Raw genomic sequence first — 25893 nt, 5'->3', positions numbered from 1 at the left:
CTCATACGTCGAGGTGAGCGCCCCGTGGCCCGTACGACCGACTCCGACCTCGCTCCGCACGAACTGCGCGTCCTGGTCGCGGTCGCGGACGAAGGCGGCTTCTCGGCCGCGGCCGGCACCCTCGGTCTGACCCAGTCCGCGGTGTCGCACTCGGTCCGCGGCAGCGAACGCAAGATCGGTGCCGTCCTCTTCCGGCGCGGTCGCGCCGGTGCCCGCCCCACCCCGGCCGGCGAGCGGGCGGTGGCCCACGCCCGCCGTGTCCTGCGCCTGCTGGACGTCCTGGGCGCCGAGGCACGGGCCGCGGCCCGCTCCGGCAGCGTGGCGGGACCACTGCGGATCGCGGCCTTCCGCAGCGCGGCCCTGCACCTGCTCCCGCCGGTCCTCCAGCGGCTGCGGGACCGGTACCCGGGGCTCGACCCGCGGGTGCGGATCGTCCGTGAGGTGGGGCGCGGCACCGCGGGCGAGGTCGCCGACGGCAAGGCGGACATCGCCGTCGCCACGCTCGGCGGCACCGCGCCGCTGCCTGCGGGGCTGGTCGCGAGCGCCCTCTTCGAGGAGCCCTACGCCCTGGTGCACGCGGCCGGGCACACCGCCCCGGGCACGCTGCCGCTGGTCGACTGGGCCGAGAACTGCGGCTCGTACACCCGCGCATGGTGGGCCGCGCAGGACTGGATACCCAAGGCGACCGTCGAGGCCGAGGACGACGGGGCGGTCCTCTCCCTGGTGGGCGCGGGCCACGGAATGGCGATCATGCCCGCGCTCGCGCTGACCGGAGCACCGGACTCGGTGGCGACCGTCGACCTCGGCCCCGGGCGTCCGACCCGTCGGGTCGGCTACGTCACCGCCGCCGAGCCGGCCGGATCCGCCGCGGTGCGTGCCCTGGTGAGAGAACTGCGGGCGACGCTCCCCGCCGGTTGCCTGCCGCCCCGCTGACCGCTCCGCACGACCCCCGGTCGCCGGCACGGCTGCGGTAATCTCCCAGCTCCCGGGAACGGGTCCCGGAAAACAGGTCCGGGGAACAGGTCCGGGGAACGGGTCCCGGGACCGGTCTCCGGAACAGCTCCCGGAAACACGTTCCGGGCACACGTTCCGGAAACACGTTCCGGAAACACGTTCCGGAAACCACGACCGAACACGAAGGTGTGCCGACTTGCCGGATCCCCTTGGCCCGTTGGACGTCCCCGCCGCACCGCAGGACATCACACCGGGCTTCCTGACCCGGGCACTCCGCCGCGGCGGGCGCGCGGCGACCGGACAGGTCACCTCGGTCACCGTCGTCGGCGGGCGGCAGGCCGGGCTGGTCGGCAGCGTGAGCAGGCTGCGCGTGGAGTACGCCGACCCGCAGGCCCAGGGCCCCCGGTCGGTGATGGCGAAGCTGCCCTCCGCGGCGTTCGCCGAGAGCCGTGCCTTCAGCGCCCTGGAGGCACGGCTCTACCTCCAGCGCGCGCTGCTCGTCCCCGACGCGCGGACCGCGGAGGTCTACTACTGCGCCGGGCGCGGCGACGGATCCGTCTGCCTGCTGCTGGAAGACCTGGGCGACGCGGGGTTCGTCCGGCAGTCCGACGGCTGCACCCCCGACCAGGCGTCCCGCGCACTGCGGGCCGTCGCCCCGCTGCACGCCCGCTGGTGGGGTCGTGAGCTGCCCGGCTCCGCCGAGTGGGTGCGGCCCCCGGGCGAGTCGCTCGTGGGCGAGTTCTGCCGCGGCTGGATCCACGCTCACCACGGCGACTGGCCCGACCTGCTGGAACCGGTCGTGCCACGGCTCGCCGCGCGGTACGAGAACATCGCCGCCGCGCTGGCCGCGGGGCCCGCCACCCTCGTGCACGGCGACTTCCACAGCCAGAACGTGTCCTTCGCCGGGGAGCGCGCCGACGGCCCGGCCCGGCTCGTCGACTTCCAGTTCGTGCAGCGCGCGACCGGTCTCCTGGACGTCGGCCGCTTCCTGGCCACCAGCCTGACCACCGAGGTGCGCAGGGCGGCCGAGCGGGAGCTCCTGACGGAGTACCTGGCGTGCCTGGCCGCGCACGGAGTGACGGGGTACGGGTTCGACGCCTGTGTGGCGGACCTCCGGGCCGCACTGCTGTGGAACCTCACCACTCCGGTGGCGCTGCACGTCATGGCCGTCACCACCGAGGGCCGGCCGTGGCCCGCCGCCCTGCCGATCCTCGAACGCTGCCTGACGGCCGTCGACGACTGGGACGCCGCCCGGCTGCTGTGAACCGGGCACACCGGCACCCGGCCCGGCGTGGTTCCGCGACCGGTGACAAGAGGCCCGCCGGTTGCTGCGTTCTTGTGAGCACGGCCCGGTCGCGCGGCCCTCGCGGACCTACGGTCCGGCTATGAACACGAGCCGCAGCAGAGGAAGAACGTGGTACGGCGCCGCTACGGCGGTGCTGCTGGCCGGCGGGGCGCTCACCGCGGGCGCGCCGCAGGCCCAGGGGACGGTCACGCGCACCGAGACGGCCGTGGCGTCGTCGGGTCCGGTCGCCGGGGTGAGCGAGTCGGTGGTGCGGGTCAAGGTGCCGCTGCCGGCCTCCTTCGGAGCCCGGCCCGAGGCCTGCGACTGGCTGTCCTACCTGCGCTACCGTGCCACCGACGGACCCGCGGCGGCTGCCGACGCCGACCGGATCCTCGTCGCCCAGCCGGGCATCCTGGAAGGAGCCGGAGCGTTCGACAGCGTCGCCCGCGACACCGTGGCACGCGCCGCCGAGCAGGGCCGGCACATCGAGTTCTGGGCGCTGGACCGGCGCTCGAACTGCCTGGAGGACCACACCGGGATCGCCTCCGGCGACCAGCACACCGCCGTCGACTACTACTACCGGGGCAAGCGGGTCGAGGGCCGTACCTTCGCCGGATACGTCGGCAACGACCGGCTGGGGTGGATGGCGGGACTCGGCATCGGGCAGACCGTCCGGGACCAGTACGACCTGCTCACCGCCGAGTTGCCCGACCAGGGACTGCGCGAGCGGAAGGTGCTGTGCGGCGGGCACTCGCTCGGCGGGGTGATCACCGGCTACTTCGCCACCGCGGACTTCGACGGCGACCCCACCACCACGGCCGACGCCGGATACCGCCAGTGCGCCGGGTACTTCGCCCTCGACACCACCGTCTCCACCTCGCTCGGCGACCTGAGCGGCAGCATGCCGGACGACACCGACCTGCCGGACGTCGGCCTCGGTTACGGTGCCGTGCAGGCCGGGCTCGACAGCGGAGTGCTCCCGCGCACGCTGTCCGCCCCCGTCCTGCTCAACCCCGAGACCATGAACCTGCTGGCCATCGCCGGGCTCGGCGCCCTACGGAACCCGGACGCCGAGGCCGACCTGCCCGGTTACCTGCCCTCCAACACCGACATCGAGGCCACCAACCGCTTCCTCTTCTCCAAGGACGCCGCCACCTTCCTCACCGGCTCGCCCGCGGTGAAGGACTTCCGGCTCACCAACGCGGCCGTGCTCGGCGCCCTGATGGACGACAACTCCCAACCGCTGGCGTTCCTCCAGAGCAGCGTCGGCTTCTTCGACGGCGGACCGATCACCGACAAGAACTTCCCCTCCGCCAACGGGAGTTCGCGGACGCCCGAGCTGTTCGGCGTCGAGTACAAGGCCATCCCGGCCCAGCCGCACGGCCCGCTGTACACCTGGCGCGACTACGACCGGGTCGGCGCCGCCGACGACCCCGGCTACCGGTCGGCCGACGGTACGCCCTTCACCGACGCGGGCAAGGAGGTCACCGACATCCACGAGCTGGCCCGCAGCCTCGCCGAGCAGCCGCTGGACTTCACCGAGCAGTACTTCCCCACCAAGCTGATCACCGACCTCGAACTGGCCACCTCCCCGCAGGTGCGAAAGCTGGTCGCGCACCCCGACGGACTGACCGCCGACCCCACGCTCACGGTCCTCGCCGGCGACGGTCTGCTGGCCGGCCGTGTCCCGGCCGACCTGCACCCGGTGGTCGCCGACGGCTACCAGCACCTCGACGTGCTCACCGCAGCGCCCGTGCAGAACGACGGCCGGCCCGAGCCCGTCTCCAGCAACCTCGCGCGCTTCGCCGGCGAGCCCGAGTCGTAGTGGCCGCACAGCGGACGGGCCCGGGAGGACTCCTCCCGGGCCCTTCGTGCGTGGCCTGCCGTACTCAGACCCTGCCCGCCGCGAACACCGCCGCCGCGTCGGCGTCGGCGGTGTAGCCGAGGTGCGCCAGGACGTCGTCGCCGCCGCTCTGGCAGACGGGGTCGCCGTCGGCGCAGAAGTCGACGGTGCGGCTCTGGTAGGTGCCGGTGACGCTCTTGCCGAGGGCCCGGATCGGATTGCCGAACAGCAGCACCGCCGCGACCCTCGGTTCCAGCGCGCCCGGAATCGTGGCCACGATGGGGCTGCCCACGAGCGCGCCGGCACTGCTGATCCCGATGGAGTTGTCGACGACGTTCGCGCCCTGCGAATAACCGACGAGGACGAACCGCTGGGCCGGACACGCCGACGCCTGGCTCGTCACGTGGTTCACCAGGTCCGCATTGCCCTGCGCGGCCGAGGTGAGAGAAAGGTCCGCGGGATAGTCCACCTTGTAGCTCGACAGTGTTCTGCCCGCCAGTTTCTTTTGCAGCGCGGAATACACCGGGTCGCCGACGATCGCGCCGAGCGTGCCCGGCTCGAAGGTGCCGCGGGCGGCGACGACGTCGATGTCCGTGCAGGTGGCGGCAGTTGCCGCGGAGGTCGAGAAAGAGGCCAGTCCGAACCCGCCGACCAGGGAGAGAGCGGCCAGGCCCAATCGGATACGCATGGGGATCCTTTGCGGTTCGGGCGCGTGAAGCGCCTGCGGAAAAGGACGCTCCCGAACGTATTCGCGTTTCCCGGCCGGGTGTTATCGGCGGTGATTCAGAAGTTCTCCGGGTTTTGTTGCCGAGGTGAGTCGGGGATGACGGGCGGCGCGTCCGTCCGCAGGGCCAGCGTGAGGTCGAGACGGGTGCCGGGGTCCTGGAGGGCGTCCCCGAAGAGCTTCTCCAGCTGGCGCAGGCGGTAGCGGACCGTCTGCGGGTGGATGTGCAGCCGGGCGGCTGCCTCGGGCACGTTGCTGCCGCTGAGCAGCCAGGCGAGCAGGGTCTCGGCGAGCCGTGCGCGCTGCCCCTCGGGGACCGCGGCGAGCGGCGCGAGAGCACGTGACCGTAACTGCGCGAGGAGCGGTTCGTCGCTGTGCAGCAGCAGGGTCGACAGGTGGTCGGCGCACCGCAGCACGCCCTGCCGGGGCAGCACGCCACGCCCCATCAGCCCCAGCGCACGGACGGCCCAGCGCAGCGAGTGCGCGGCCTCGGTGAGGGGGACCACCGGACCGATCGCCGCCGGACGGCCCCGCAGGGCGACCGCGAACGCCCGTCCGCCGAGGCGCCCGGAGCTCTCCGGGTCGGGCAACAGCACCCGTGGCGGCCGTGACTCCATGTCCACGAGCGCGTCGGCGCCCATCAGGAGCCGGTCCTCGTCCCGCCGGTCCGGCGCGGCGGCGAGCGCGACCACGGCCACCCGCCGCGGCACCGGCCACCGGGCGCCGTGCGCGAGGTCCTGCACGGCCCGCGCGGAGACCGGCTGGTCGCGCAGCAGCAGGTCCAGCAGCCGCCCGCGCCGCCGCTCCAGCTCGTTCGCGCTGCGCAGCTGCCCCTCCGCGTATCCGGCCGCCGCCGCCTCGGCCACCTCGTGCACGGTGCGGAACGCCAGCTCGCCCAGCGCGGCCACGACCGGGGAGTCCAGACCGAGTTCCTCCGCCGTACGGCCCACCAGCCGCCAGGCGTGCAGTCCGCCGATGCGTACCGCGGACTGGAGCGCCTCCAGACTGCGGCCCTCCAGGGCCACGACCCGCCCCAGTTCGTAGTACGTCGCCGCGATGGCGTCCGCCCCGCCGCGGGCGTCGGCGATGTGGTCGACGAACAGGGTCAGCGCCGTCACCACGCCGGCTCTCAGGTTGCGGCGATGGACCCCGTCGGCCGGCCCCTCGTACTCCGGGACCTGACTGCGGACCTCCTCCTCCACCTCGTCGGCGATCTCCTCGAGCTGGGCGCGCAGCAACTCGGCCAGATCGGCGGGGACCTGGGGGACCGCCGTGCCGGTGGGCTCGTCGTGGGGGGTGGGGACGGCCATCGCGGACACTCCTTTCACCCGGAACCGGCTCACCCCGGTGGACGGACGGCTGCCGCGTTCCGTTCCGCGCACCGACGGCACCGGCATCACTCCGGCAGTCCCAGTGCGCCGGCGAGCAGGGGCCAGGACGAGGTGAACTCCCGGCGCCAATAGTCCCAGCTGTGTGCTCCGCCGGAGTAGTAGTGGGTGGTGACGGGAATGCCGAGCAGGGCCAGGGTGGCGGTGAAGCTGTGCGCCGAGGGCCACAGGGCGCTCTCCAGCGCCTCCGGGTACAGGTCGCCGCTGCCGCCGATCACCCCGCTGCCGTTGGAGACGTACAGGCCGGTGCCGCGCAGCCCGGCGGCGCGGGCCTGCGGGTCGAAGTCGCGCCAGGTGGGGAGGTCGAGCACCGGGTTGCCCCAGACGGAGAGGAACGCCAGGTTCTCGCGGGCCAGGATGGCGTCGAAGACCGGCGGAACACCGGGAGCGGTGGTGTCCAGGATGCCGCTGTAGGAGGCCGCCGCGGTGAACGCCCCCGGGTGGCGTGCCGCGTGCGCCATGGCGCCGTAGCCGCCGGTGGAGACCCCGGCGACGGCCCGGACGCCGGAGGCCCGGTAGTCGCGGGCGAGCAGAGCCGGGACCTCCTGGAGCTGGAAGGCCTCGTAGTCGGTGCCGTCGCGCCACACGGTCGGGATGCCGGTGGGGCCCGCGTCCGGCATCGCCACGATCAGGTCCCGGTCCGCGGTGAAGGCCTCGATGTCCGTCTCCCGGGTCCAGGAGGTGTAGTCGTCGTGCGCGCCGTGCAGCAGGTAGAGGACCGGGTAGGTCGGACCGGGCCGGTCGTCGAAGGACGACGGCAGGATCAGTCGTACCGGCGCGCTGCGGCCCAGGGCGGCGGACGCCACCGACACGTCCAGGGTGCGCGGTCCGAGCCAGGTCGCCGCCCGGGCCCGGGTGGTGGCGGCCGTGGCGCCGAACAGGACGGCCAGCGACGCGGCCGCCGCGGCCCTGGTGACGGCGCGGCGGGACACTGCGGGGGTGCGGGGGTGCATGGCGGCTCCTCGTCCTGCGGGTTCAGTGGTCGTGCTCGGCGGTCTCCCGCCGCAGCCGGGTGGCGATCGTGTCGACGTGCGGCGGGTCGAGCAGTGCCAGATGGTGGCCGCCGACCGGGACGACCGTCAGGCGCGGGCACACCTCGTCCCAGCCCAGCGCCTCGTCGTCCCGTTCGTACGCCGGGTCGGGCACGGTGTGCGGTGCCGGCTCGGTGGCCCGGAACAGGACCACCCGGCCCTCGTAGCGGCCCGGCTCGTGGGCCTCACCGGTCCGCATGTCCAGGTAGGAGGAGCGCTGGTGGGCCAGCGCGGCCGGCGGTACGCCGGCGGCCGCGCGCAGGCTCCCCAGGACGACGTCGATGCGCGCGGCGTCGTCCGCCAGGGCGGCGAGTTCGTCGTACGGCAGGTCCAGCCGGGCGCCGTAGGTGTCGGCGACGTGCCGGGCGAAGCCCGTGAGGTGGGCGCGGATCCGGTCGGCCGGAGTGACACCGGGCAGCAGCCGGGGCCGTACCGAGTCGATGAGCACCACCAGTTCCACCTCCCGTCCGGCGGCCGCGAGTTGACGGGCCGTCTCCTGGGCGACGAAACCGCCGAAGGACCAACCGCCCAGAAGGCAGGGCCCGTCCGGGTGGGCGGCGGTGACGAGGTCGGCGTAGCGGCGCGCCTTCTCCGGTACCGTGCGGGCCTCTTCGAGCCGTTCGAGTCCGTACACCGGGCGTTCGTGACCGAGCCGTTCGACGAGGGCGCGGTAGACGTCGGTCGTACCGCCGGCCGCGTGCACGAGGAAGAGCGGGGCCAGCGAGCCGGTGCCGCGCAGCGGCCGCAGCGCGGAGCCGTCGCTCGTGGGCAGCGCCTGCCGGACGCGGTCGGCCGCGTCCTGCACGGTGGCCGCGCCGAGCAGGTCGCGCAGCGCCACCTCGGTGCCCAGCTCGGTCTGGAGGGCGGTGCGGACCCGGACCGCCATCAGCGAGTCCAGGCCCAGACCGGCGATCGCGGTGGCAGGGGTGACGCGGTCGCGCGGGTGGCCGGTGACGGTGGCGATGTGGTGGCACAGGCGGGTCACGAGCGAGGTGCCGGCCGGGGCGGCCCCGGCCGTACCGTACCGGGACGCGGGCGCCCCCGGTGCGGCCACGGCGGGTTCGCGCCGGTCCGTCCACCAGTGGCGGCGGTGCCGCCAGCGCGGTGCGGGCAGGTCGATGACGCGACCGGCCGGTACCGGCATCCGCCGGCCCCCTGCGTAGAGGGTGCCCACCTGGGTCAGGAACGTGGTGGCGTCGTCGGCGTCGCGGCGCAGCGTGCCGAGCGCGAGCGCGCCGGGCGCGGTGTCGGTGACGGCACGGGACAGCACGGGATGCGGCGAGATCTCGACGAAGGCGGTGTACCCGTCGGCGGCGGCCGAGGCGACGGCCCGGTCCAGGCGCACGGGCCGCCGCAGGTTCGCGGCCCAGTGGGCGGCGTCGAAGACGCCCTCGCCGCGCGGGTCGTCCAGGACCGTCGAGTAGAAGGGCACCCGCGGCCGCCCGCCCCGCACATCGGACAGGGCTTCGGTCAGCTCCGGCAGCAGCGGATCGACCTGGGAGGAGTGACCGGCGCCCACGACCCGCATCGCCCGGGCGGTCCGGCCCTCCTCTTCGAGCCGTCGCACCAGCCGGGCCACCTCCCGCTCCTCGCCGGTGACCACCCGCTGTCCGGGCGACGAGTGCACGGCGACCTGCACGCCGGGGAACTGCTCGCGCAGCGCGTCGAGTTCGTCCTCCGCCAGGTCCACCACGGCCATGGCGCCGCCGCGCAGCCGACCGAGCAGCCGGGCCCGTACGGCGACGACCCGCGCCGCGTCGGAGAGGTCCAGGGCGCCCGCGCACACCGCGGCGGCCACCTCGCCCACCGAGTGGCCGATGACGGCGGCGGGTTCGACACCGTGCGACCGCCACAGCTCGGCGAGCGCGACCTGGAAGCCGAACAGGACGGGCTGGGCGACCTCCAGGCGATCGAGACCGGCCCCGGAGGCCAGGTGGTCGTACAGGGAGAAGCCGCACTCCGTGGCCAGGTGCGCGTCGGCCTTCTCGACGGCGGCGGCGAAGGCGGGCTCCTCGGCCAGCAGCCGGCGCCCCATCCCGGCCCACTGGGTGCCGTACCCGGAGAAGACCCAGACCGGGCCGCGCCCGACCCGGTCGCGCTCGCCGGTCACGACCCGTGCGTGGTCGAGGCCCTGAGCCAACGCGTCCAGCGCGTCGGCGAGTTCGCCGTGATCGCGGGCGACGACGGCGGCGCGCACGGGCCCACGGCCGGCCCGGCCGGCGAGGGTGCGTGCCACGTCGGCACCGTCCGCGGCGCCCCCCTGCGGCGTGCGCAGCCACGCGGCGAGCCGGCCCGCGGTGTCCCGCAGGCGTTCGCCGTCGGCGTCGGAGAGGAGATGGAGGCGGGCGGCCGGCTCGCCGGCCGGGAGCGACGACGGGGACCGGGGGCGCCGTTCCTCCAGCACCGCATGGGCGTTGGTGCCGCCGAAACCGAAGCCGGAGACCCCCGCCGTGGCCGTGCCGCTGTAGCGCGGCCACGGTTCCGGCTCGGTGACCACCCGCAGCCGTACGTCCTCCAGGGCGCTGCCCCCGGCGCAGTGCAGGGACGGCGGGACGGTGTCGCGGTGCAGGGCCAGCACCGTCTTCACCAGACCCGCGATGCCCGCCGCGCTCTCCAGGTGGCCGAGGTTGCCTTTCACCGAGCCGAGGAGCAACGGCTGGTCGGGATCGCGGCCCGGCCCGAGCACCGCACCGAGCGCGCCCGCCTCGATCGGGTCGCCGAGTGGGGTGCCGGTGCCGTGCGCCTCGACGTAGTCGACCAGCGCCGGCGAGAGCCCGGCCCGAGCGTAGGCGGCTGCCAACAGGGCCTGCTGGGCAGCCGGGTTGGGCGCCAGGAGGCCGTTGGAGCGGCCGTCGGAGTTGACGGCCGTGGCACGGACGACGGCGAGGATCCGGTCGCCGTCCCGCTCGGCGTCGGACAGCCGCTTCAGGAGTACGGCCGCGCATCCCTCGCCGCGCCCGATGCCGTCCGCGGCCGGCGAGAACGGCTTGCACCGGCCGTCCGGCGCGAGGGCGCCGGCCCGTTGGAACGCGACGGTGACGGCGGGGGAGAGCAGCAGGTTGACCCCGGCGGCGATCGCCGTGTCGCTCTCGCCGGTACGCAGGCTGACGCAGGCGTGGTGCACGGCGACCAGCGAGGACGAACACGCGGTGTCGACGGCCATGCTCGGCCCACGGGTGTCCAGCACGTAGGCCAGGCGGCCCGCGGTGACACCGAGCGCCGCGCCCGCCGGGGCCCAGGGGTCGACGGCGGCCGCGTCGGCGCCGGTGAGCCGGCCGTACTCGGGCGCGGAGACACCGACGAAGACGCCGGTCGCCGTCCCGGCGAGGGACGCGGCCGGCACGGCGGCGTGGTCCAGTGCCTCGTGGACGACCTCCAGCAGCATCCGCTGCTGCGGGTCCATGACCGCGGCCTCCCGTGGCGTGATGTGGAAGAAGTCCGCGTCGAACCCGGCGATGTCGTCGAGGTAGCCGCCGTACGGGGGCGCGTCGGCGGGCGGGAAGGGGGTGAAGTCGCGCCACCGGTCCTCGGGCACCCGCCGGACGGCGTCGACGCCGTCGCTCAGCAGCCGCCAGTAGTCGTCCGGTCCGCGTACGCCCCCGGGCAGCCGGCAGCCCACACCGACGACCGCGACCGGCTCGTCCGCCGGCCACCGTCCCGCCGCGCCGGGCTCGTCCGGCGACCGCGATGCCTCGGGCTGTGCCGCGGCCGGCCGCGATGTCTCCGGCTGTGCCGCCGCCGTGGGCGATGGCTCGGGCTGTGCCGCCGGCGGTGGCGACGCCTCGGGCTGTGCCGCCGCCGTGGGCGATGCCTCGGGCGGTGTCGCCGGCGGGGACGGGGCCGCCTCGGCAGGCGCCGCGCAGAGTCGTGCCACCAGGGCGTCACCGGTGGACGCCTCCCACAGCAGCGTCACCGGCAGCTCCCGGCCCAGCGCCCGGGACAGCTCCCCGGCCAGGACGACCGCGTCCCGCGAGGACATGCCGAGGTCCGCCAGCGGCCGGTCCATCGGGGCGTCCTCGGCGGCCGTGCCGCTCCACCGGGCCACCCGTTCGGCGACCAGTCGGCGCAGCGCGCCCGCACCGGCCCCCGTCATCGCGCGTCCTCCGCCGCGTAGCCGCCCGCCAGATACCGCTCCCGGGTCCGGGCCCGCGACACCTTGCCACTGGAGGTGCGGGGCACGGCGCCCGGCGGGACCAGGACCACGTCGGCGAGCCCGAGGCCGTGCCGGGAGGAGACGGCCGCGCGCACGGCCCGCCCGAGCTCCGGTACGTCGATCTCGGCCAGGCTCATGGCCCGCCGGTGCTCCGCCACCACGACCACCTGCTCACCGGAGCCGTCCGGCGTGCCCGGCACACCGAAGGCCGCGAGCCGGTCGCGGCGCACGGCCGGATGCGCGTCCTGGGCCGTGGCCTCCACGTCCTGCGGATAGTGGTTGCGGCCGTCGACCACGATCAGGTCCTTCAGCCGGCCGGTGACGACCAGCTCGCCTTCCAGCACGGTCCCCAGGTCCCCCGTGCGCAGCCAGCCCCCCGAGGCGTCCCCGGTGTCGGCGGCCCCGGCCCGGAAGACACGGCGGGATTGCTCCTCCTGGTTCCAGTAGCCGCGCCCCACGTTGGGGCCCTGCACCCAGATCTCACCGATCTCCCCCTCGGACAGCACACCGTGGGAGACGGGGTCGGCGATCCGCACCCGCTGCCCCGCCGGGGCACCGCAGCCGGCCAGCGGCACGGCCCCGGCGTCGCCCGGACGCGCGGGCAGCGCCTTGCCGGTCGCGAGGGCGTCACGGTCGAGCGCGAACCGGCGCAACGGCCCGCCGGGCCGGGCGGCGCTGACGAAGACGGTGGCCTCCGCGAGCCCGTACGACGGACAGTGGGTCTCCGGGGCGAGCCCCTGCTCGGCGAAGGCCGCGTGGAATCGGTCGGCTGTGGCCGGGCGGACCGGCTCGCTGCCGTTGATCAGGGCGGCGACGCCGTCCAGCCGCAGATCCGCCTTCTCGGCGTCGGTGACGGCCGAGGCGCAGTAGTCGTAGGCGAAGTTGGGCGCGGCACTCAGCGCGCGCGGATGTGCCGCGAGCAGCCGCAGCCAGCGCACGGGCGCTTGCAGGAACGCCACCGGGTCCATGAGCACCGAGTGCAGACCCCGTACGACCGGAGCGGCGACGCTCAGCACGAGCCCCATGTCGTGGTAGAGCGGCAGCCAGCCGACGCAGGTCACCGGAGTGGTGTCCGCGCCGTACGCGCCGAGCGCCTGGCGGGCGTTGGCGACGACGTTGGCGTGGGTGATCTCCACGCCCGCCGGGGTGCGGGTGGAACCGGAGGTGTACTGGAGGTAGGCGGTCTCCGTCCCGTCGGCGGCGGACGGCCCGTCACCGTCGGCCTCGGGCACCTCGTCCGCGACGACGATCCGTACGGAGCTCTCCGCGCACAGGGCCCGCACCTCGCGCAGCGCGCCGCCCGTCGTCACGACGACCGCCGGCCGGGCGTCGGCGAGGACGGCCGACAGCCGGCCGTCGTGCCCGGGCAGGCCGGGCGGATACAGCGGTACGGCGACCAGTCCGGCGGCCGGTGCCGCGAGGAACGCGGTGACGTACTCCAGCCCCTGCGGGCAGAGCAGCGCGACCCGCTCCCCGGGCCCGGCCTCCTCGGCGAGCCGGGCCGCCAGCGCCCGCACCCGGTGGTCCAGACGCCGCCAGGTGAGGCCGCGGTGCACGCCGCGCGAGTGCGGCGCCGGATGGTCGACGAACGTGAACGCCCGGTGGTCGGGGGCGATCCGGGCCCAGTGCCGCACGTACTCCGGCAGGGTGCGGAACGAGGGCGTGGGCGGGCGGCGGTGGCTGTCCATCGGGCGGGGCTCCTCATGTCACGGAGTCGGCTGGCGGGCGGGGCGGTCGTACCGTCGGGACGTCCGCGCCCGGTCGGACCGGTCGGACCGGTCGACTGGTTGGGCCGGTTGGGCCGGTCGGACCGATCGACTGGGTGGGCCGGTTGGACTGGTCGGACCGGTCGACTGGTTGGGCCGGTTGGACTGGTCGGACCGGTCGACTGACTGGGCCGGTCGGTCTGGTCGGTCCGGTCGGGCCGGGCGGGCTGTGCGGACCGGGGCGGGCTGTGCGGGTTCTCCGGCGCCGCCCGGATCAGAGCGGGATGTTGCCGTGCCGGCGTTCCGGCATCGGGGCGCGCTTGCCGCGCAGCGCGCGCAGGGCACGGCAGAGGTGGTCGCGGGTGTCGCGCGGGGCGATGACCGCGTCCACGTACCCGCGTTCGGCGGCGGGATAGGGGGTGCCGTGGGTGGTCTCGTACGCGCGGACCAGGCGGGCGCGCAGCTCCACCGGGTCGGCGGCGGCCGCGAGTTCCCGCCGGTGCAGCACCCCCACCGCGCCCTCGGCGCCCATGACGGCGATACGGGCGGTGGGCCAGGCGAGGTTGAGGTCGGCGCCCAGGTGCTTGGAACCCATCACGGCGTACCCGCCCCCGTACGCCTTGCGCACCACCACCGTGACCTTCGGGACGGTCGCCTCGGCGTACGCGTACAGCAGCTTCGCGCCGCGCCGGATGATCCCGGCCTGCTCCTGGCGGACGCCGGACAGGTAGCCGGGGACGTCGGCGAAGGTGAGCAGCGGGATGCCGAAGGCGTCGCAGAACCGTACGAAGCGCGCCGCCTTCTCGGAGGCGTCGATGTCGAGGACACCGGCGGCGCACAGCGGCTGGTTGGCGACGACACCCACGGAGCAGCCCTCGACGCGGGCCAGCGCGCAGATGATGTTCGGCGCGAACAGCTCCTGGATCTCGAGCAGTTCCCCGTCGTCGACGACCAGACGCAGGATGTCACGCATGTCGTAGGCCTGTCCGAGCCGGTCGGGGACGACGTGGTCGAGCCGTGCGCCGTCGGGAACGGCCGCCGGCGGGGCGTACCGCGGGGGCCGTTCCAGGTTGTTGGCGGGCAGGTACGACAGGAGGTCGCGGACCGTCTCCAGGGCGTCCTCCTCGTCGGCGGCGAGGAAGTGGGCGTTGCCGTTGACGGTGTTGCTGGCGCGGGCGCCGCCCAGTTCCTCGGCGGTGGTGCGCTCGCCGGTCACCGCCTCGATGACGTCGGGCCCGGTGACGAACATGTGCGAGGCGCCGTCCACCATCACGGTGAAGTCGGTGATGGCGGGGGAGTAGGCGGCCCCGCCCGCGCAGGGTCCGAGGACCACGGAGAGCTGCGGGATCACGCCGGACGCCTGTACGTTGCGGCGGACCAGTTCGGCGTAGAGGGCGAGCGAGGCGACGCCCTCCTGGATACGCGCTCCACCGCCGTCGTTGAGCCCGATGACCGGGCAACCGGTCTTCAGGGCCAGGTCCATCAGCGCGACCGTCTTCTCCCCGAAGGCCTCGCCCATGCTGCCGCCGAAGACCGTGGAGTCCTGGGCGAAGACACAGACCGGGCGGCCGTCGACCGTGCCGTGTCCGGTGACCACCCCGTCCCCGTAGGGCCGGCGGGCGTCGTCCGCGGTGGACCTGCTGCGGACGAACAGGCCGGTCTCGGTGAAGGAGCCCCGGTCCAGAAGCCGTTCGACGCGTTCACGCGCGCCGAACAGGCCGCGTCGTCCCGGCCCGCCGGGAGCCGTCGCCAGCGCCCGGCGGGCGTCCAGGTCGGCGATGCGTCCGGCCGTACGGTCGGACGTACGGTCGGACGTGCGGTCGGACGTGCGCGGCGGAGCCTGCTGTGCGCCGGGTGTCGTTGCCTCTCGGGTCACTGCCACCTCCGAAGGGGCTTTCGAATATGGCAGCGGGGGAGGAGGGGTTCGAGAGGATCGCCGCCGTCTTTGCGGGACATGAGTCCTGAGGGGGGTGGGATTGGTGCGGACGTGACAAGGGGGCGGCCGTGTGCGCGGTCCGGGCCCGGCAGCCTCTCCGGCGCCGGTGGCCACCCAGGGGCGGCGGTCTGTCGCCCGGGCCGGGCCGTGCGAGAGGGTTGCCGGCACGCGGAAGACCCTCGGAGGTGTGCGCCGTCCCGGCCGGCGCGCACCCGCGGGGGTGACCGGAGCTCCATGGAACCCACGCGAACGAGAGGCGCACCCGATGACCGTCCCCACGCCCCACGACGGACCGGGAGACCGTCCGGCGACCCCGATCCCCGCCGGTCTCGCCCGCAGGCTGCGCGACGGACTGGCCGCCGTCGCCGCCGAGGTGGAGGAGGAGGTCCGCAAGCAGGTTCCCGAGTACGCGCGGTCCGAGGGCGCCGTCGGCGGCAGACTGCGCACCGGCGTGGTCGAGGCGCTCACCCTGTTCGTCGACCACGTCACCGGTTCGGGCGAGGACGGCGGCGACACGATCACGGCGACCTACCACCAACTCGGCGGGGACACGGCCCGGGCCGGCCGGAGCCTGGAGGCCTTGCAGTCCGCGCTGCGGGTCGGCGGTATGCACGCGTGGCGTCTGCTGGGCCGTACCGCGGAGGACCTGGGGGTCGACTCGGCGGTCGTGTCGGCCCTGGGCGAACTCGCCTTCCGCACGGTCCACGAGGTCGCGGAGGCGGCCGCGGCCGGATACGCGGCGGCGACCCTCGACGACCTGGGTGAACTGGAGCGCCGCAGGCGGCGGCTGCTCGACCTGCTGCTCGGTGAGCGGCCCGCGGCGCCGAACGCCGTTCAGGAACTCGCGCGGGGTGCCCGGTGGACCGTACCCGAGAGGGTCGCCGTCGTGGTCTTCGCGGCGGATTCCGGCGATCTCGACGAGGAGCCGCCACCGTCGCCCGCGGGTGCCCTGACCGACGTGCGCGCGCGGCCACCGCGGCTGCTGCTTCCCGACCCCGACTCCTCCGGGAGCCTCGAAGGCCGAAGGCTCGCCCTGACGCTGCGCGGGCGTCCGGCGGCGATCGGACCCGCGGTGCCACCGGCCGAGGCGGCGCACTCGCTGCGCTGGGCGACTCGTGCGCTGCGGCTGATGGAACGCGGGATCCTGCCCCGGCAGGGGCTGCTGCGGTGCGCCGACCACCTGTCGACCCTGCTCCTGCACGGCGACGAACCGCTCCTCGCCCACCTGCGGTCACGCGCTCTCGCTCCGCTGGAGACGGTGGCGCGGACACCCCGCGCACGGCTTCGCGAGACCCTGCTGGCCTGGCTGCTGTGCGGCGGCAGCGTCCCCGGCACCGCCGACCGGCTGAACGTCCACGCGCAGACGGTCCGCTACCGGCTGCGACAACTGGACAGGCTCTTCGGCGACCGGCTGTACGACCCCGCCACGCGACTGGAACTCATCCTCGCCCTCCAGGCCCCGGCCTCCCCCTGACCCCTGGCCGACCCCCGTCCCGCACCGCCGTGTGATGCTGACGGCATGACTGATCACCGCGAGGTCCGCGTCGTCCGCCGGCCGGGCCGGACCCTGTCCGCCGAGGACGGCCTGGCCGGGCTGCTGGCCGCCTACCACCTGCGGACGGAGGCCGAGAAGGGCGCGGCCGTCACCGACGTGGCCGGGCTGCCCGACCGCTACCGGGCAGAGATCTCGGACCCGCGGACCGCGTTCGCCGACGACGTCGTGCTGACGGCCCTGAGCGGGGACACCCCCGTGGGATGCCTGGTGGTGACCGCGCCCGTCGACGGCTGGTCGGAGATCAAGAGGCTCTGGACGGACCCCGGCTTCCGGGGCAGGGGCATCGCGTCCCGCCTGATCGGTGCCGCGCTGACGCATGCCGCCGGGAGCGGCGTGAGCGGCGTGCGGCTGTCGGTGTGGACCTGGCGGACCGGTGCCGTCGCCCTGTACGAACGGCTCGGGTTCACCGTCACCGACTCGTGGGACGAGCGCCCTCAGCTGGTCTGCATGCGGCGCGAGGTCCCCTCGGGCCGCGCCGGCGGAAACGGCGACCGGGACGCACGGCCCGCGGACCAGCATGGGCATACTGTCGGCTGATCGTTTGACCGTCGTGCGGTGACGCGGGGAGTGGGGGATTGTCGTGGGGCTGATGGACCGTATCCGCGGTGAGTTCATCGACATCGTCGAGTGGACCGACGACGGCCGGGACACCATCGTGTGGCGCTTCCCGCGCCACGGCAACGAGATCAAGATGGGCGCCCGGCTCGTGGTGCGCGAGTCGCAGGTGGCCGTCTTCGTCAACGAGGGCCGGCTCGCCGACGTCCACCAGCCGGGCACGTACACCCTCTCGACCCGGAACATGCCGGTCCTGTCCACCCTGAAGGGCTGGAAACACGGCTTCGAGTCGCCGTTCAAGGCCGAGGTCTACTTCGTCACCACCCGGCAGTTCACCGACTTCAAGTGGGGCACCCAGAACCCGGTGATCCTGCGGGACGCCGACTTCGGCACGATCCGGGTCCGGGCCTTCGGAACCTTCGCCGCCAAGGTGGTGGACGCCGCCGCGCTGCTGCGCGAACTGGTCGGCACGGACCCGCAGTTCCGCACCGAGGAGGTCGGCGAGCACCTGCGGCAGCTGATCGTCTCCAAGCTGGGTTCCGCGCTGGGCGCGTCCGGTGTGCCGCTGCTGGACCTCGCCGCCCGGCAGGACGGCATCGGACGGCAGCTGGCCGAGGCGCTGACCCTGGAGCTGGCCGCCACCGGCATCGCCGTCCCGCGGTTCCACATCGAGAACATCAGCGTCCCGCCGGAGGTGGAGGCGGCGATCGACACCCGCTCCCGGATGGCGATCGCCGGCGACCTGGACGACTACGCCAAGCTCCGGGCGGCCGACGCGATCCAGACCGCCGCCGCCAACCCCGGCACCGGCGGCGACGCGCTCGGGCTGGGCGTGGGCATGGCGCTGGGCCGGCAGATCGTGCAGAGCACGTCCGGTGCGCCCGCTCCGGCGCCCCAGGCACCCGCAGCCCCGACACCCGCAGCCCCGACACCCGCAGCCCCGGCGCAGCCCGCCCCCGCCGCCGCCGACGTCCCGCCGCCGCTGCCCGCCGCGCCGCGCTGGTTCCTCGCCGTGGACGGCCGGCAGCAGGGCCCGTACGACGAGAGCGCGCTGGCCGGGCAGGTGGCGGCCGGCAACCTCACCCGTACCACGCTGGTCTGGCGCAGCGGGCAGGCCTCCTGGCAGCCCGCGGACCAGGTCCCGGAACTGGCACCGCTGCTCGCCGACGTCCCCCCGCCGCTGCCCCCGCAGGGCTGAGTCCGCCCCCGGAAGCTCCCGGCAACAGGTCGCAAGGAGAGTTGAGTTGACGGATCAGGACGTGGCACCGGCACCCGGCCGGGCGTTCCAGTGCGAGGCGTGCGGCGGGGTCAGCGAGTACGCGCCCGGGACGTACGCGCTGCGCTGCCCGTACTGCCGACACGAGCAGGACATCACGCCGATACCGCGGCAGGTCACCGAGCACCCGATCGAGGAGCTGGCCGAGCTGCCCCCCAGGGCGGCCGCACCGGGCGGGGTGAAGGTGTTCGCCTGCCCCGGCTGCCACGCCGTCACCGAGAGCGACACGCTCAGCGACAGGTGCCCGTTCTGCGCCACCCCGCTGGTCACCGACGCCTCCGGCACCGAGCGGGTGGTGCCGGAGGCGGTGCTGCCCTTCGGGGTGGGCCGTGAGCAGGCCCGTGACGCGCTCGCGAAGTGGGCCGCGTCCCGCTGGTTCGCGCCCGGCGAACTGAAGAAGGTCACCGAGGCGGAGACCTTCCGGGGCAGCTACCTGCCGCACTGGACGTACGACGCGCAGACCGCCACCCGGTACACCGGCGAACGCGGCGAGCACTACTGGGTGGAGGAGGAGGACTCCGAGGGCCGCAAGCGCCAGGTACGGCACACCCGCTGGCACCACACGTCCGGAACGGTCGGCAGGTTCTTCGACGACGTACTGGTGCCCGGCAGCGGCCAGGTGCCGGAGGAGGAGCTGGACAAGCTGGCCCCCTGGCCGCTGGAGGAGACGGTTCCCTACCAGGAGGAGTACCTGGCCGGCTTCCGCACCGTCAGGTACGACGTCGAGCCGGAGGCCGGCCTTGAGTCGGCGAAGGCGCGGATGGCGCCGGTGATCCGCGCCGACTGCAAGCGGGACATCGGCGGCGACGAGCAGCGGGTGCACTCGATGTCCACCCTGTACAGCGGCCTCACCTTCAAACTGGTGCTGCTGCCCGTCTGGTTCCTGACCTACCTGCACGCCGGGAAGGCTTGGCCGGTGATGGTCAACGCCCGCACCGGGGAGGTCATCGGCAAGCGGCCGTACAGCGCGGTGAAGATCGCCCTGGCGTCGGTGGGCGGCGCGCTGCTGATCGCCCTGACGGTCCTGCTCGTGCTGACGCAGCGCAACTGAAGCCCGCACCGGATCCGCGTCGGCACGGCCGCCTCACTCCTTCTTCGGTGGGGCGGTGCTCGCGCGGACGACCAGTTCGGGGTCGAAGAGGAGTTCGCCGGCGGGGACGTCCCGGTTGGCGAGGAGGGCGAGGACGCTGCGGGCCACCTCGGGCGCGAGCCGGTCGGCGGGCTGGCGGACGGTGGTCAGCGGGGGGTCGACGAAATCCATGATCATGGAGCCGTCGTAGCCCACCACGGACACGTCGCCGGGGACGTCGTGGCCCTGCCTGCGCGCGCCGCGGATCGCGCCCAGGGCCATGTAGTCGCTGGCGGCGACGACGGCCGTGGCGCCGCGGCCGAGCAGTGCGAGCGCGGCGGACTGACCGCCCTCGACGGTGTACGACTGGCGGACCACCCACTGCTCGGGGTCGGTGATCCCGCGCCGGGCCAGCGAGGCGACGAACCCGCTGACGCGGCGGTCGGCGGGACGGTTGCCGACCGGGCCGGATGCCATGCCGATGCGGCGGTGGCCCAACCGGTACAGGTGGTCGACGGCCAGTTCGGCGGCGAGCAGGTCGTCGGTGGAGAAGACCGGGGCGTCGCAGCCGCCCTCGAACTGGCCGTTGACGCCGACGAACGGGATCCGGCGTGAGCGCAGCAGTTCGTACGCCTGCGGATCCGCGCCCTCGATCGTGTTGCTGGCGGAGAGGAAGACGACCGCGGCCACGCCCCGGTCGGCGAGGGAGGTGACGTAGTCCAGTTCCTGTACGCCGCCCGGGAAGGACGGGCACAGGATCGTCTTGAGGCCGTGCGGGGCGAGGGTGGCCTCGATGCGTTCGCAGACGTCGGCGAAGAACGGGTTGGACACCAGTTCGGTGACGACGGCGACGAGCTGGCCCTGGGTCTGCCGCTCGTAGCCCAGATCGGCCATCGCCCGTTCGACCGCCTCGCGGGTCTTGCGGGCCACTCCCTGGCGCCGGTTGATGACCCGGCTGACGGTGGCCTCACTGACCTGCGCCCGGACCGCGACCTCGGTGATGCCGACCTTCATACGGTTCCCTCCGTCCCCCGTGGTGTCACCGGTGTGACCCCTCAAATGCCTCGTGTCTGGATCCGGTTACCAAGTTTGCCTCACCCAGTTCAACTTGCAATCCATGAGTGAAAACTTTCAGCGGGATCAGACATGGTTTCTCGCATCCACATCAAAGGCCTTGCATCTTTCCTGTGCAAGACCATTGAACGGCTTCTTGCGCCCCTGTTAGCTTTCCGCCACGACCCGCCCCGCCCAGCCCTGTCGTGACCGAAGACCGGGAGACCCGATGACGCCCTCAAGGCTCGTGCTGCTCACCGCCGTTGCCCTGTTGACCCCGCTCGCCCCCGTCACGTCCGCCGTCGCGGCGCCCCGCACCGCCGCCGACACCCGGCCCCAACTCGCGCTGCCCGACCCGGGATTCGAGAACGGCGGTACCGGCTGGAGCTTCGACCCGGGCACCGGGGTCGGCGAAGGGAACGTCCACAGCGGTTCCCGCTTCCTCTACCTCGACGCGGGCGCCGGCAAGACCGCCAGGCAGCTGCTGGTCGCGCCCCGCGACGGCAGGTACGACTTCTCCGCCTGGGTGGCGAGCGCCGGCACCGGCGGCACGTACACGATCCGGCGCAACGGCGAGACCGTCGGCACCGTCGAGCTGCCCCGACGCCCCACCTACGCCCGCTACACCGTCAGCCGAGTCGCCCTGAAGGCGGGCGACCGGCTGGAGATCGTCTTCGGCTCCGGCACCGCCTGGGTCAACGCCGACGACCTGATGATCTCCCCGGCCGCCCCCGCCGACCCGCAGATCTCCTCGTCCGACCCCGAGGTCGTCGAGATGTTCGACTGGGCCAAGCGGAAGGCCAACAGCTGGGTCCAACTGCCCGGCACGGTCGGCCCGGTCGACGCCGACGAGCACCACACCAGCGGTACCGGCACCGCGACGTACGGTCCCACCTACTGGGCCGGATACGCCAACCGCAGCGCCTACTACTCCCGGGACATGACGCACCAACTGGCGGGCGCCCATCTCATCGGCCTCGACACCGAGAACGAGACGATGCTGCGCTCCTACGCGGCCTCGGCCACCGCCGAGCAGCAGTACTTCCCGGTGTGGTCCCTGAACTTCGACGCCAGGACGTACCTGAGCATCGACTACAGGAACCCGGACGACTTCGTCCGCGAGGTGCCGGCCGTCTTCGAACTCGTCGAGAAGGCGGCCCAGGCGTACCTGTGGACCGGTGACCGCCGCTACGTCGACGACCCGGTGCTGTGGAACTTCTACCGGCACGCCACCGAGCAGTTCATCGACCTGCACGACAACGCCGTACCCAACGGCGACGTCAAGGTCGCCGAGGGCACGGGCAACGGCATCTTCTCCGGTGCCGCCAGCTACAACGAGCAGGACGGCGACCACCTCGCGGAGGCCGGCGACACCATCGCCTCGGAGTACCAGGCGTACCTGGCGATGGCCGTGCTCGCGCAGGGCAAGGGCGACACCGCGCTGGCCAAGAAGTACGACCGCAAGGCCGCCGACCTGAGGAAGTACTTCAACGACACGTGGAGCGGCACCGGCAGCGGCGCCGGCACGGTCCGCGCCTACACCACCTCCGGCACCCCGGTCACCGGCTGGGGCAAGGAGAACAGCGTCTTCATGCCGATGAAGCAGATCATCGACCCCGGCCCCCGCAACGACGCCTACCTCGACTACATCCAGGCACAGGAGCTGGGGCCGCAGGGCTCTGCCAACATCGAGGCGACGACGTACCTGCCGGACATGTTCTTCAGGAACAACCGCGCAGACACCGCCTGGTGGTGGATGAAGAAGATCTACGGGGAGCGGGAACAGCAGCACGTCAACTCCGGCCAGGGCCCCGACGGCGACTATCCCGAGGTGTCGTTCACCCTGGTCAGCCAGACCGTCGAGGGCCTGATGGGCATCACGCCGGACGCGGCGGCGCACCAGGTGACCACCGAGTCGCGGCTGCCGTCGGGCATGAAGTGGCTCCGCGTCGCGGACGTCCCCCTCGGCAAGGACACGATCACCGTCCGGCACGACGGCGCCACCAGGACCACACTGACGAACAACGCCCGGCACAGCTCCTACAGTTGGGAGGCCCGGTTCCGCGGCGCCCACGAGTGGATCACCGTCGACGGCGTGCGGCAGCGGGCGCGCACCAAGAAGGTCCACGGCGTGACGTACACGTACGCCACGCCGACGGTCCGGGCTGGGGCGACCGCGGTGGTCCAGGTCGGCGACTGACCCGGTCCGCGGTCCGCCGTCAGTCGATGCAGAGGACGAGCAGGCAGAGGTGCGCGGGCGAGGTCGCGGTGGGCTCCGGGCTCGCCGTCGACGCCGGTGTGCCGCCGGTGGCGGTCGCGGTGGGCGTCGGTGCGGCGGCCGGCTGCGTCGGTGCGGCGGAGGCGCCGGACCCGGTCGACGTGCCGGTCGATGTGCCGGCCGTCGTGCCGGTCGACGTGCCGGACTGCGCCCGCGCGGCCGCCGTCGCCACGGATTCCGGCGTGGCGGCGGTCGTGCCGTGTGCCGGCGTGGCCTTCGGTACGCCCGCACTCTGCTCGTGCGGGGCGTTCGACGTGACCGGGCGGGCGGCGGGCGTGGCGTCCGGAGCCCGGTGCCGGCCGGTCGGCGCCGACGCGCCCGGGGTGGGCTCCGTGGCCTGTCCGTCCACCGCTCCCATGGGCGCGGTGTCCGGTGCGGCGGCCGCCTGCGCCCGGTCCGCGGAGTGCCGGTCCATGGAGGCGACGGTCAGACCGCCGCCGACCAGGGCGACCGCGGTGGCGACGACGGCCCGGCGCTGGTTCTTCTTCCAGCGGGCGCGCTGCCGGCGCCGCGCCGCCCGGCCGAGCGGCGCGACCGGAGCGGCACCCGGGCCCTCGTCCGGGCTCTCGGTGCTGTCCTCGGCGTACGCGTCCGGGCCGTCGCGCCAGGTGTCGGCGGCGGGTGCCTGCCAGGCCGCCGTCCCGGCCGTCACGGGAGCCGCCACGTCACCGCGGGGAGCGATGTCCGGGGCGTAGGCGCCGCATCCGGGGCACACCAGGGCGCCGTTGAGGTGCCGACGGCACGAGGTGCAGTAGTCCATCCGCGGTCTTCCTGACTCGACTGCGCCGACGGCCCGACGGGCCGTGGCCTGGTCTCGTTCGCACGTGGGATCGAACGGCCAGAACGCTAGCGAGCCTTTGGACGGGCAGTGTGCAGCCTGTGTGGTGCTTCTGCGCAGATGCCGTCCGGACCTCGCGCACAGGTCACTCCCGGCCGCCGTCGCCGTCGCCGTCGCCGACGAGCACGCGTACGTCCCACGGGCCGAGGTCCAGCGCCGTGCCGGCGGTGCGGGTCGTGCCGTCGAGGACGTCGGTGAGGTGCACCGGCACGGGAACGCTCGCGGACTCCCAGCTCCAGTTGTGGACGATGTGCACACGGCGCCCGTCGGGCGAGGTGCCGGTGGTCGCGGTGACCGTGGCCGGCAGGTCCCGCCAGCCGTGCACGGGAACCGGCGCCAGCCATTCGGCCAGCGTCCGGGCGAGGTCCCGGCCGGGGACCGTACCGACACAGGTGACCCGGCCCGCGCCGTGCCGGCGGCTGGTGACCGCGGGCCAGCGCCCGAAGTGCGGATGGTCGTACGTCACGAGCACCTCGGCGTCGGTGACCGTCAGACCGTCCGCCCAGTGGGTCGCCGTGGCGCCCTCGGGAAGGCCGAGCGTGTCGGACCGCACGGGCACCTCCCGCACCAGGTTGCTGAACTCGTCGTACGACACCCCCGCCGCGTCCGTGAGACGGCCGGGCGCCGGTTCGGCGCGGGCGCGGGCCTCCTCGTCGGCGTAGCCGGTGCGCGGGCCGAGGACCAGATGACCGCCGGCACGGGCGTAGGAGGCGAGCCAGTCGAGGGTCGTGTCGGCGGCCAGGTACAGCGCCGGTACGACGAGGACGGGGTGCCGGCGGACCCCCTCCTCGGGGCTCACCCCGTCCCGTTCCCCGGTGGGGTCGTGCAACTGCCGGGCGTGGACCAGCCGCACCTGCCGTCCGGCGTCGAACGCGCCCCGGTAGAACGGGTCGAGGATGCGGTGGTAGGCGGCCGGGTCGGGCTGTCCGTCGGGACCCGCCAGCGGCGGGTACTTCTGCATCAGCCACTTGCTGGGCGTCGAGTACAGCAACGTCAGGTCCGCGTCCGGCTCCAGCCCGGCGACCAGGGCTCCGGCGGTCTCGAACTCCGCTCCCAGCCGGGCGAGTTCGGCGTACGCGCGGCCCGGCCGGCCGGTGTGCGGGAGGATCCCGCCCCAGTAGGTCTCCGCGCCGAAGTGCAGCGTGTGCCAGTGCCAGTACTCGATCATGCGGGCCCCGCGCCCGACGAGCGCCCAGGCGGCCTGCCGCCACTGGCCGTCGTAGGCGGGCCGGTTGTCCCAGGGGAAGCCGATGGAACCGGCGTTGGTCTCGGTGACCAGGAACGGCGCCTGCCGGGACGAGAACATCCAGTCCGCGGTCCGGTACAGCGCCCACACGCCGGTGGTCTTCCACTGCTGCTCGTGGCCGTCCGGGGTGGGATCGGGCAGCAGGAGGCCGTCCTGCATGTCGTAGTACGGGTTGCCGGCCGCGATGTCGAGGCGGCCGGTCAGCTCGTCGTCCGCCACCGCGGGCCGGGTGTAGGAGACGCAGGTGGTCACGAACTGCCCGGGACGCGCGTACTCACGGACGATGTCCGCCTGCCAGCCGATGAACTCGGTGACCTGCCGGGCCTGGAACTCCCGCCAGGCGACGTCGTACTGGGGCTGCGCGTTGCCGTCCGGGGTCCACAGGTCGGCCCAGGTGGACAGCCGGTGCGACCAGTACACCAGCCCCCACTCGCGGTTCAGGGTCTCGACATCGCCGTACTTCTCCCGCAGGTGGTCGACGAAGCGCTCGAACACGCCCCGGTTGTGCAGGAGTTCGTTGCCGGGCTCGTTGTCGACCTGGAAGCCGATGACCGCCGGGTGGCCCGCGTGGCGCGCGGCGATACGGCGCACCACCCGCTCGGCGTGGAACCGGAACGCCGGGTGCGTGAAGTCCACCTCCTGCCGGGCGCCCCAGCCGATCCGCTCGCCGGTGCGCCGCTCACCGGTGATCTCCGGGTACTGCCGGGCCAGCCACGGCGGGACGGCATACGTCGGGGTCCCGAGGACGACCGAGATACCCCGCTCGTGGGCGCCGTCGAGCACCGGCTTCAGCCAGTCGAGGTCGAAGCGGCCGTTCTCCGGTTCCCAGGTCGACCAGACCGACTCGCCGACCCGGATCACGGTGACCCGGGCGTCGGCCATCAGGTCCAGGTCGGTCTTGAGACGCTCGGCGGGACGCTCGTACGGCTGGTACTCGTGGTAGTACGCGGCACCGAACAGGACACGGGCAGGCAGAGCCGCCATGAAGGAAACCTCCTGGGAA

At 73.9% G+C, this 25893-nt stretch carries 17 protein-coding genes; 8 read left to right on the top strand and 9 right to left on the bottom strand.

The features are described 5' to 3' along the window. Positions 1 to 24 precede the first annotated feature (24 nt). From AAW13_RS04910 to AAW13_RS04900, 3 genes are all read left to right on the top strand, one after another. Positions 25 to 933, top strand: a complete 909-nt coding sequence (locus AAW13_RS04910; protein WP_046733086.1) for a LysR family transcriptional regulator — start codon at positions 25 to 27, stop codon at positions 931 to 933. Positions 934 to 1150: 217 nt separating this feature from the next. Beyond that, complete coding sequence (locus AAW13_RS04905; protein ID WP_143144980.1) at positions 1151 to 2218, top strand: oxidoreductase family protein; 1068 nt, start codon at positions 1151 to 1153, stop codon at positions 2216 to 2218. 121 nt (positions 2219 to 2339) lie between these two features. Next, positions 2340 to 4064 (top strand): hypothetical protein, encoded by a 1725-nt coding sequence (locus AAW13_RS04900; RefSeq protein ID WP_046733085.1) that lies wholly within the window; start codon positions 2340 to 2342, stop codon positions 4062 to 4064. Positions 4065 to 4128: 64 nt separating this feature from the next. On the opposite strand, the gene AAW13_RS04895 is transcribed toward AAW13_RS04900, so the two are convergent. From AAW13_RS04895 to AAW13_RS04870, 6 genes are all read right to left on the bottom strand, one after another. Further along, positions 4129 to 4770 (bottom strand): cutinase family protein, encoded by a 642-nt coding sequence (locus AAW13_RS04895; RefSeq protein ID WP_046733084.1) that lies wholly within the window; start codon positions 4768 to 4770, stop codon positions 4129 to 4131. A gap of 95 nt (positions 4771 to 4865) precedes the next feature. After that, positions 4866 to 6116, bottom strand: coding sequence for a PucR family transcriptional regulator (locus AAW13_RS04890; protein ID WP_046733083.1), 1251 nt, complete (start codon positions 6114 to 6116; stop codon positions 4866 to 4868). An 86-nt stretch (positions 6117 to 6202) separates the two neighbouring features. Next, entirely contained in the window at positions 6203 to 7147 is a 945-nt protein-coding gene (locus tag AAW13_RS04885) for an alpha/beta hydrolase (RefSeq protein WP_046733082.1), read from the bottom strand. 22 nt (positions 7148 to 7169) lie between these two features. Continuing rightward, complete coding sequence (locus AAW13_RS04880) at positions 7170 to 11318, bottom strand: acyltransferase domain-containing protein (RefSeq protein ID WP_046733081.1); 4149 nt, start codon at positions 11316 to 11318, stop codon at positions 7170 to 7172. Beyond that, positions 11315 to 13066, bottom strand: coding sequence for a fatty acyl-AMP ligase (locus AAW13_RS04875; protein ID WP_046733080.1), 1752 nt, complete (start codon positions 13064 to 13066; stop codon positions 11315 to 11317). Before AAW13_RS04875 ends, AAW13_RS04880 begins: the two co-directional genes overlap by 4 nt. Positions 13067 to 13358: 292 nt before the next feature. Beyond that, the gene (locus AAW13_RS04870; protein ID WP_046733098.1) at positions 13359 to 14864 is read right to left on the bottom strand and encodes an acyl-CoA carboxylase subunit beta; all 1506 of its coding nucleotides are present in this window, start codon (positions 14862 to 14864) and stop codon (positions 13359 to 13361) included. A 421-nt stretch (positions 14865 to 15285) separates the two neighbouring features. On the opposite strand from AAW13_RS04870, the gene AAW13_RS04865 reads away from it, so the two are divergent. Genes AAW13_RS04865 through AAW13_RS04850 form a run of 4 tightly spaced genes read left to right on the top strand, consistent with a single transcriptional unit; the run spans position 15286 to position 19457 of the window. Continuing rightward, positions 15286 to 16494, top strand: coding sequence for a PucR family transcriptional regulator (locus tag AAW13_RS04865; RefSeq protein ID WP_046733079.1), 1209 nt, complete (start codon positions 15286 to 15288; stop codon positions 16492 to 16494). A gap of 45 nt (positions 16495 to 16539) precedes the next feature. Beyond that, positions 16540 to 17112: a GNAT family N-acetyltransferase gene (locus AAW13_RS04860; protein ID WP_079178711.1), complete on the top strand. Its 573-nt coding sequence runs from the start codon at positions 16540 to 16542 to the stop codon at positions 17110 to 17112. A gap of 52 nt (positions 17113 to 17164) precedes the next feature. After that, complete coding sequence (locus AAW13_RS04855) at positions 17165 to 18328, top strand: SPFH domain-containing protein (RefSeq protein ID WP_240528534.1); 1164 nt, start codon at positions 17165 to 17167, stop codon at positions 18326 to 18328. 46 nt (positions 18329 to 18374) lie between these two features. After that, a complete protein-coding gene (locus AAW13_RS04850; protein ID WP_046733077.1) occupies positions 18375 to 19457 on the top strand; it encodes a TFIIB-type zinc ribbon-containing protein in 1083 nt (360 codons plus the stop codon). Between the two features lie 33 nt (positions 19458 to 19490). Here AAW13_RS04850 and AAW13_RS04845 read toward each other — a convergent pair whose 3' ends face one another. Further along, positions 19491 to 20489, bottom strand: coding sequence for a LacI family DNA-binding transcriptional regulator (locus AAW13_RS04845; protein WP_046733076.1), 999 nt, complete (start codon positions 20487 to 20489; stop codon positions 19491 to 19493). 268 nt (positions 20490 to 20757) lie between these two features. Here AAW13_RS04845 and AAW13_RS04840 point away from each other — a divergent pair, with 268 nt between their 5' ends. Further along, positions 20758 to 22728, top strand: a complete 1971-nt coding sequence (locus AAW13_RS04840) for a carbohydrate-binding protein (protein WP_046733075.1) — start codon at positions 20758 to 20760, stop codon at positions 22726 to 22728. Positions 22729 to 22747: 19 nt separating this feature from the next. Here AAW13_RS04840 and AAW13_RS04835 read toward each other — a convergent pair whose 3' ends face one another. Continuing rightward, positions 22748 to 23566 carry an SCO2400 family protein gene (locus tag AAW13_RS04835; RefSeq protein WP_046733074.1) on the bottom strand — a complete coding sequence of 273 codons (819 nt, stop codon included), beginning with the start codon at positions 23564 to 23566 and terminating at the stop codon, positions 22748 to 22750. Positions 23567 to 23729: 163 nt separating this feature from the next. Next, positions 23730 to 25874, bottom strand: a complete 2145-nt coding sequence (locus AAW13_RS04830) for a beta-galactosidase (RefSeq protein ID WP_046733073.1) — start codon at positions 25872 to 25874, stop codon at positions 23730 to 23732. Positions 25875 to 25893 lie beyond the last annotated feature (19 nt).

The organism is Streptomyces humi (genome assembly GCF_001005085.2).
GTDB classification, from domain to species: Bacteria; Actinomycetota; Actinomycetes; order Streptomycetales; family Streptomycetaceae; genus Streptomyces; species Streptomyces humi.
Note: the sequence above shows the minus strand (reverse complement) of the source record. Positions and strands in the feature narration are given on the sequence as shown.

Bases quoted from the DNA above. Each gene is read 5' to 3' on its own strand.
- AAW13_RS04860 (WP_079178711.1), top strand. From the start codon at position 16,540: ATGACTGATCACCGCGAGGTCCGCGTCGTCCGCCGGCCGGGCCGGACC.
- AAW13_RS04830 (WP_046733073.1), bottom strand. From the start codon at position 25,874: ATGGCGGCTCTGCCTGCCCGTGTCCTGTTCGGTGCCGCGTACTACCAC.
- AAW13_RS04840 (WP_046733075.1), top strand. From the start codon at position 20,758: ATGACGCCCTCAAGGCTCGTGCTGCTCACCGCCGTTGCCCTGTTGACC.
- AAW13_RS04875 (WP_046733080.1), bottom strand. From the start codon at position 13,066: ATGGACAGCCACCGCCGCCCGCCCACGCCCTCGTTCCGCACCCTGCCG.
- AAW13_RS04880 (WP_046733081.1), bottom strand. From the start codon at position 11,318: ATGACGGGGGCCGGTGCGGGCGCGCTGCGCCGACTGGTCGCCGAACGG.
- AAW13_RS04890 (WP_046733083.1), bottom strand. From the start codon at position 6,116: ATGGCCGTCCCCACCCCCCACGACGAGCCCACCGGCACGGCGGTCCCC.
- AAW13_RS04855 (WP_240528534.1), top strand. From the start codon at position 17,165: ATGGACCGTATCCGCGGTGAGTTCATCGACATCGTCGAGTGGACCGAC.
- AAW13_RS04900 (WP_046733085.1), top strand. From the start codon at position 2,340: ATGAACACGAGCCGCAGCAGAGGAAGAACGTGGTACGGCGCCGCTACG.
- AAW13_RS04835 (WP_046733074.1), bottom strand. From the start codon at position 23,566: ATGGACTACTGCACCTCGTGCCGTCGGCACCTCAACGGCGCCCTGGTG.
- AAW13_RS04895 (WP_046733084.1), bottom strand. From the start codon at position 4,770: ATGCGTATCCGATTGGGCCTGGCCGCTCTCTCCCTGGTCGGCGGGTTC.
- AAW13_RS04885 (WP_046733082.1), bottom strand. From the start codon at position 7,147: ATGCACCCCCGCACCCCCGCAGTGTCCCGCCGCGCCGTCACCAGGGCC.
- AAW13_RS04865 (WP_046733079.1), top strand. From the start codon at position 15,286: ATGACCGTCCCCACGCCCCACGACGGACCGGGAGACCGTCCGGCGACC.
- AAW13_RS04845 (WP_046733076.1), bottom strand. From the start codon at position 20,489: ATGAAGGTCGGCATCACCGAGGTCGCGGTCCGGGCGCAGGTCAGTGAG.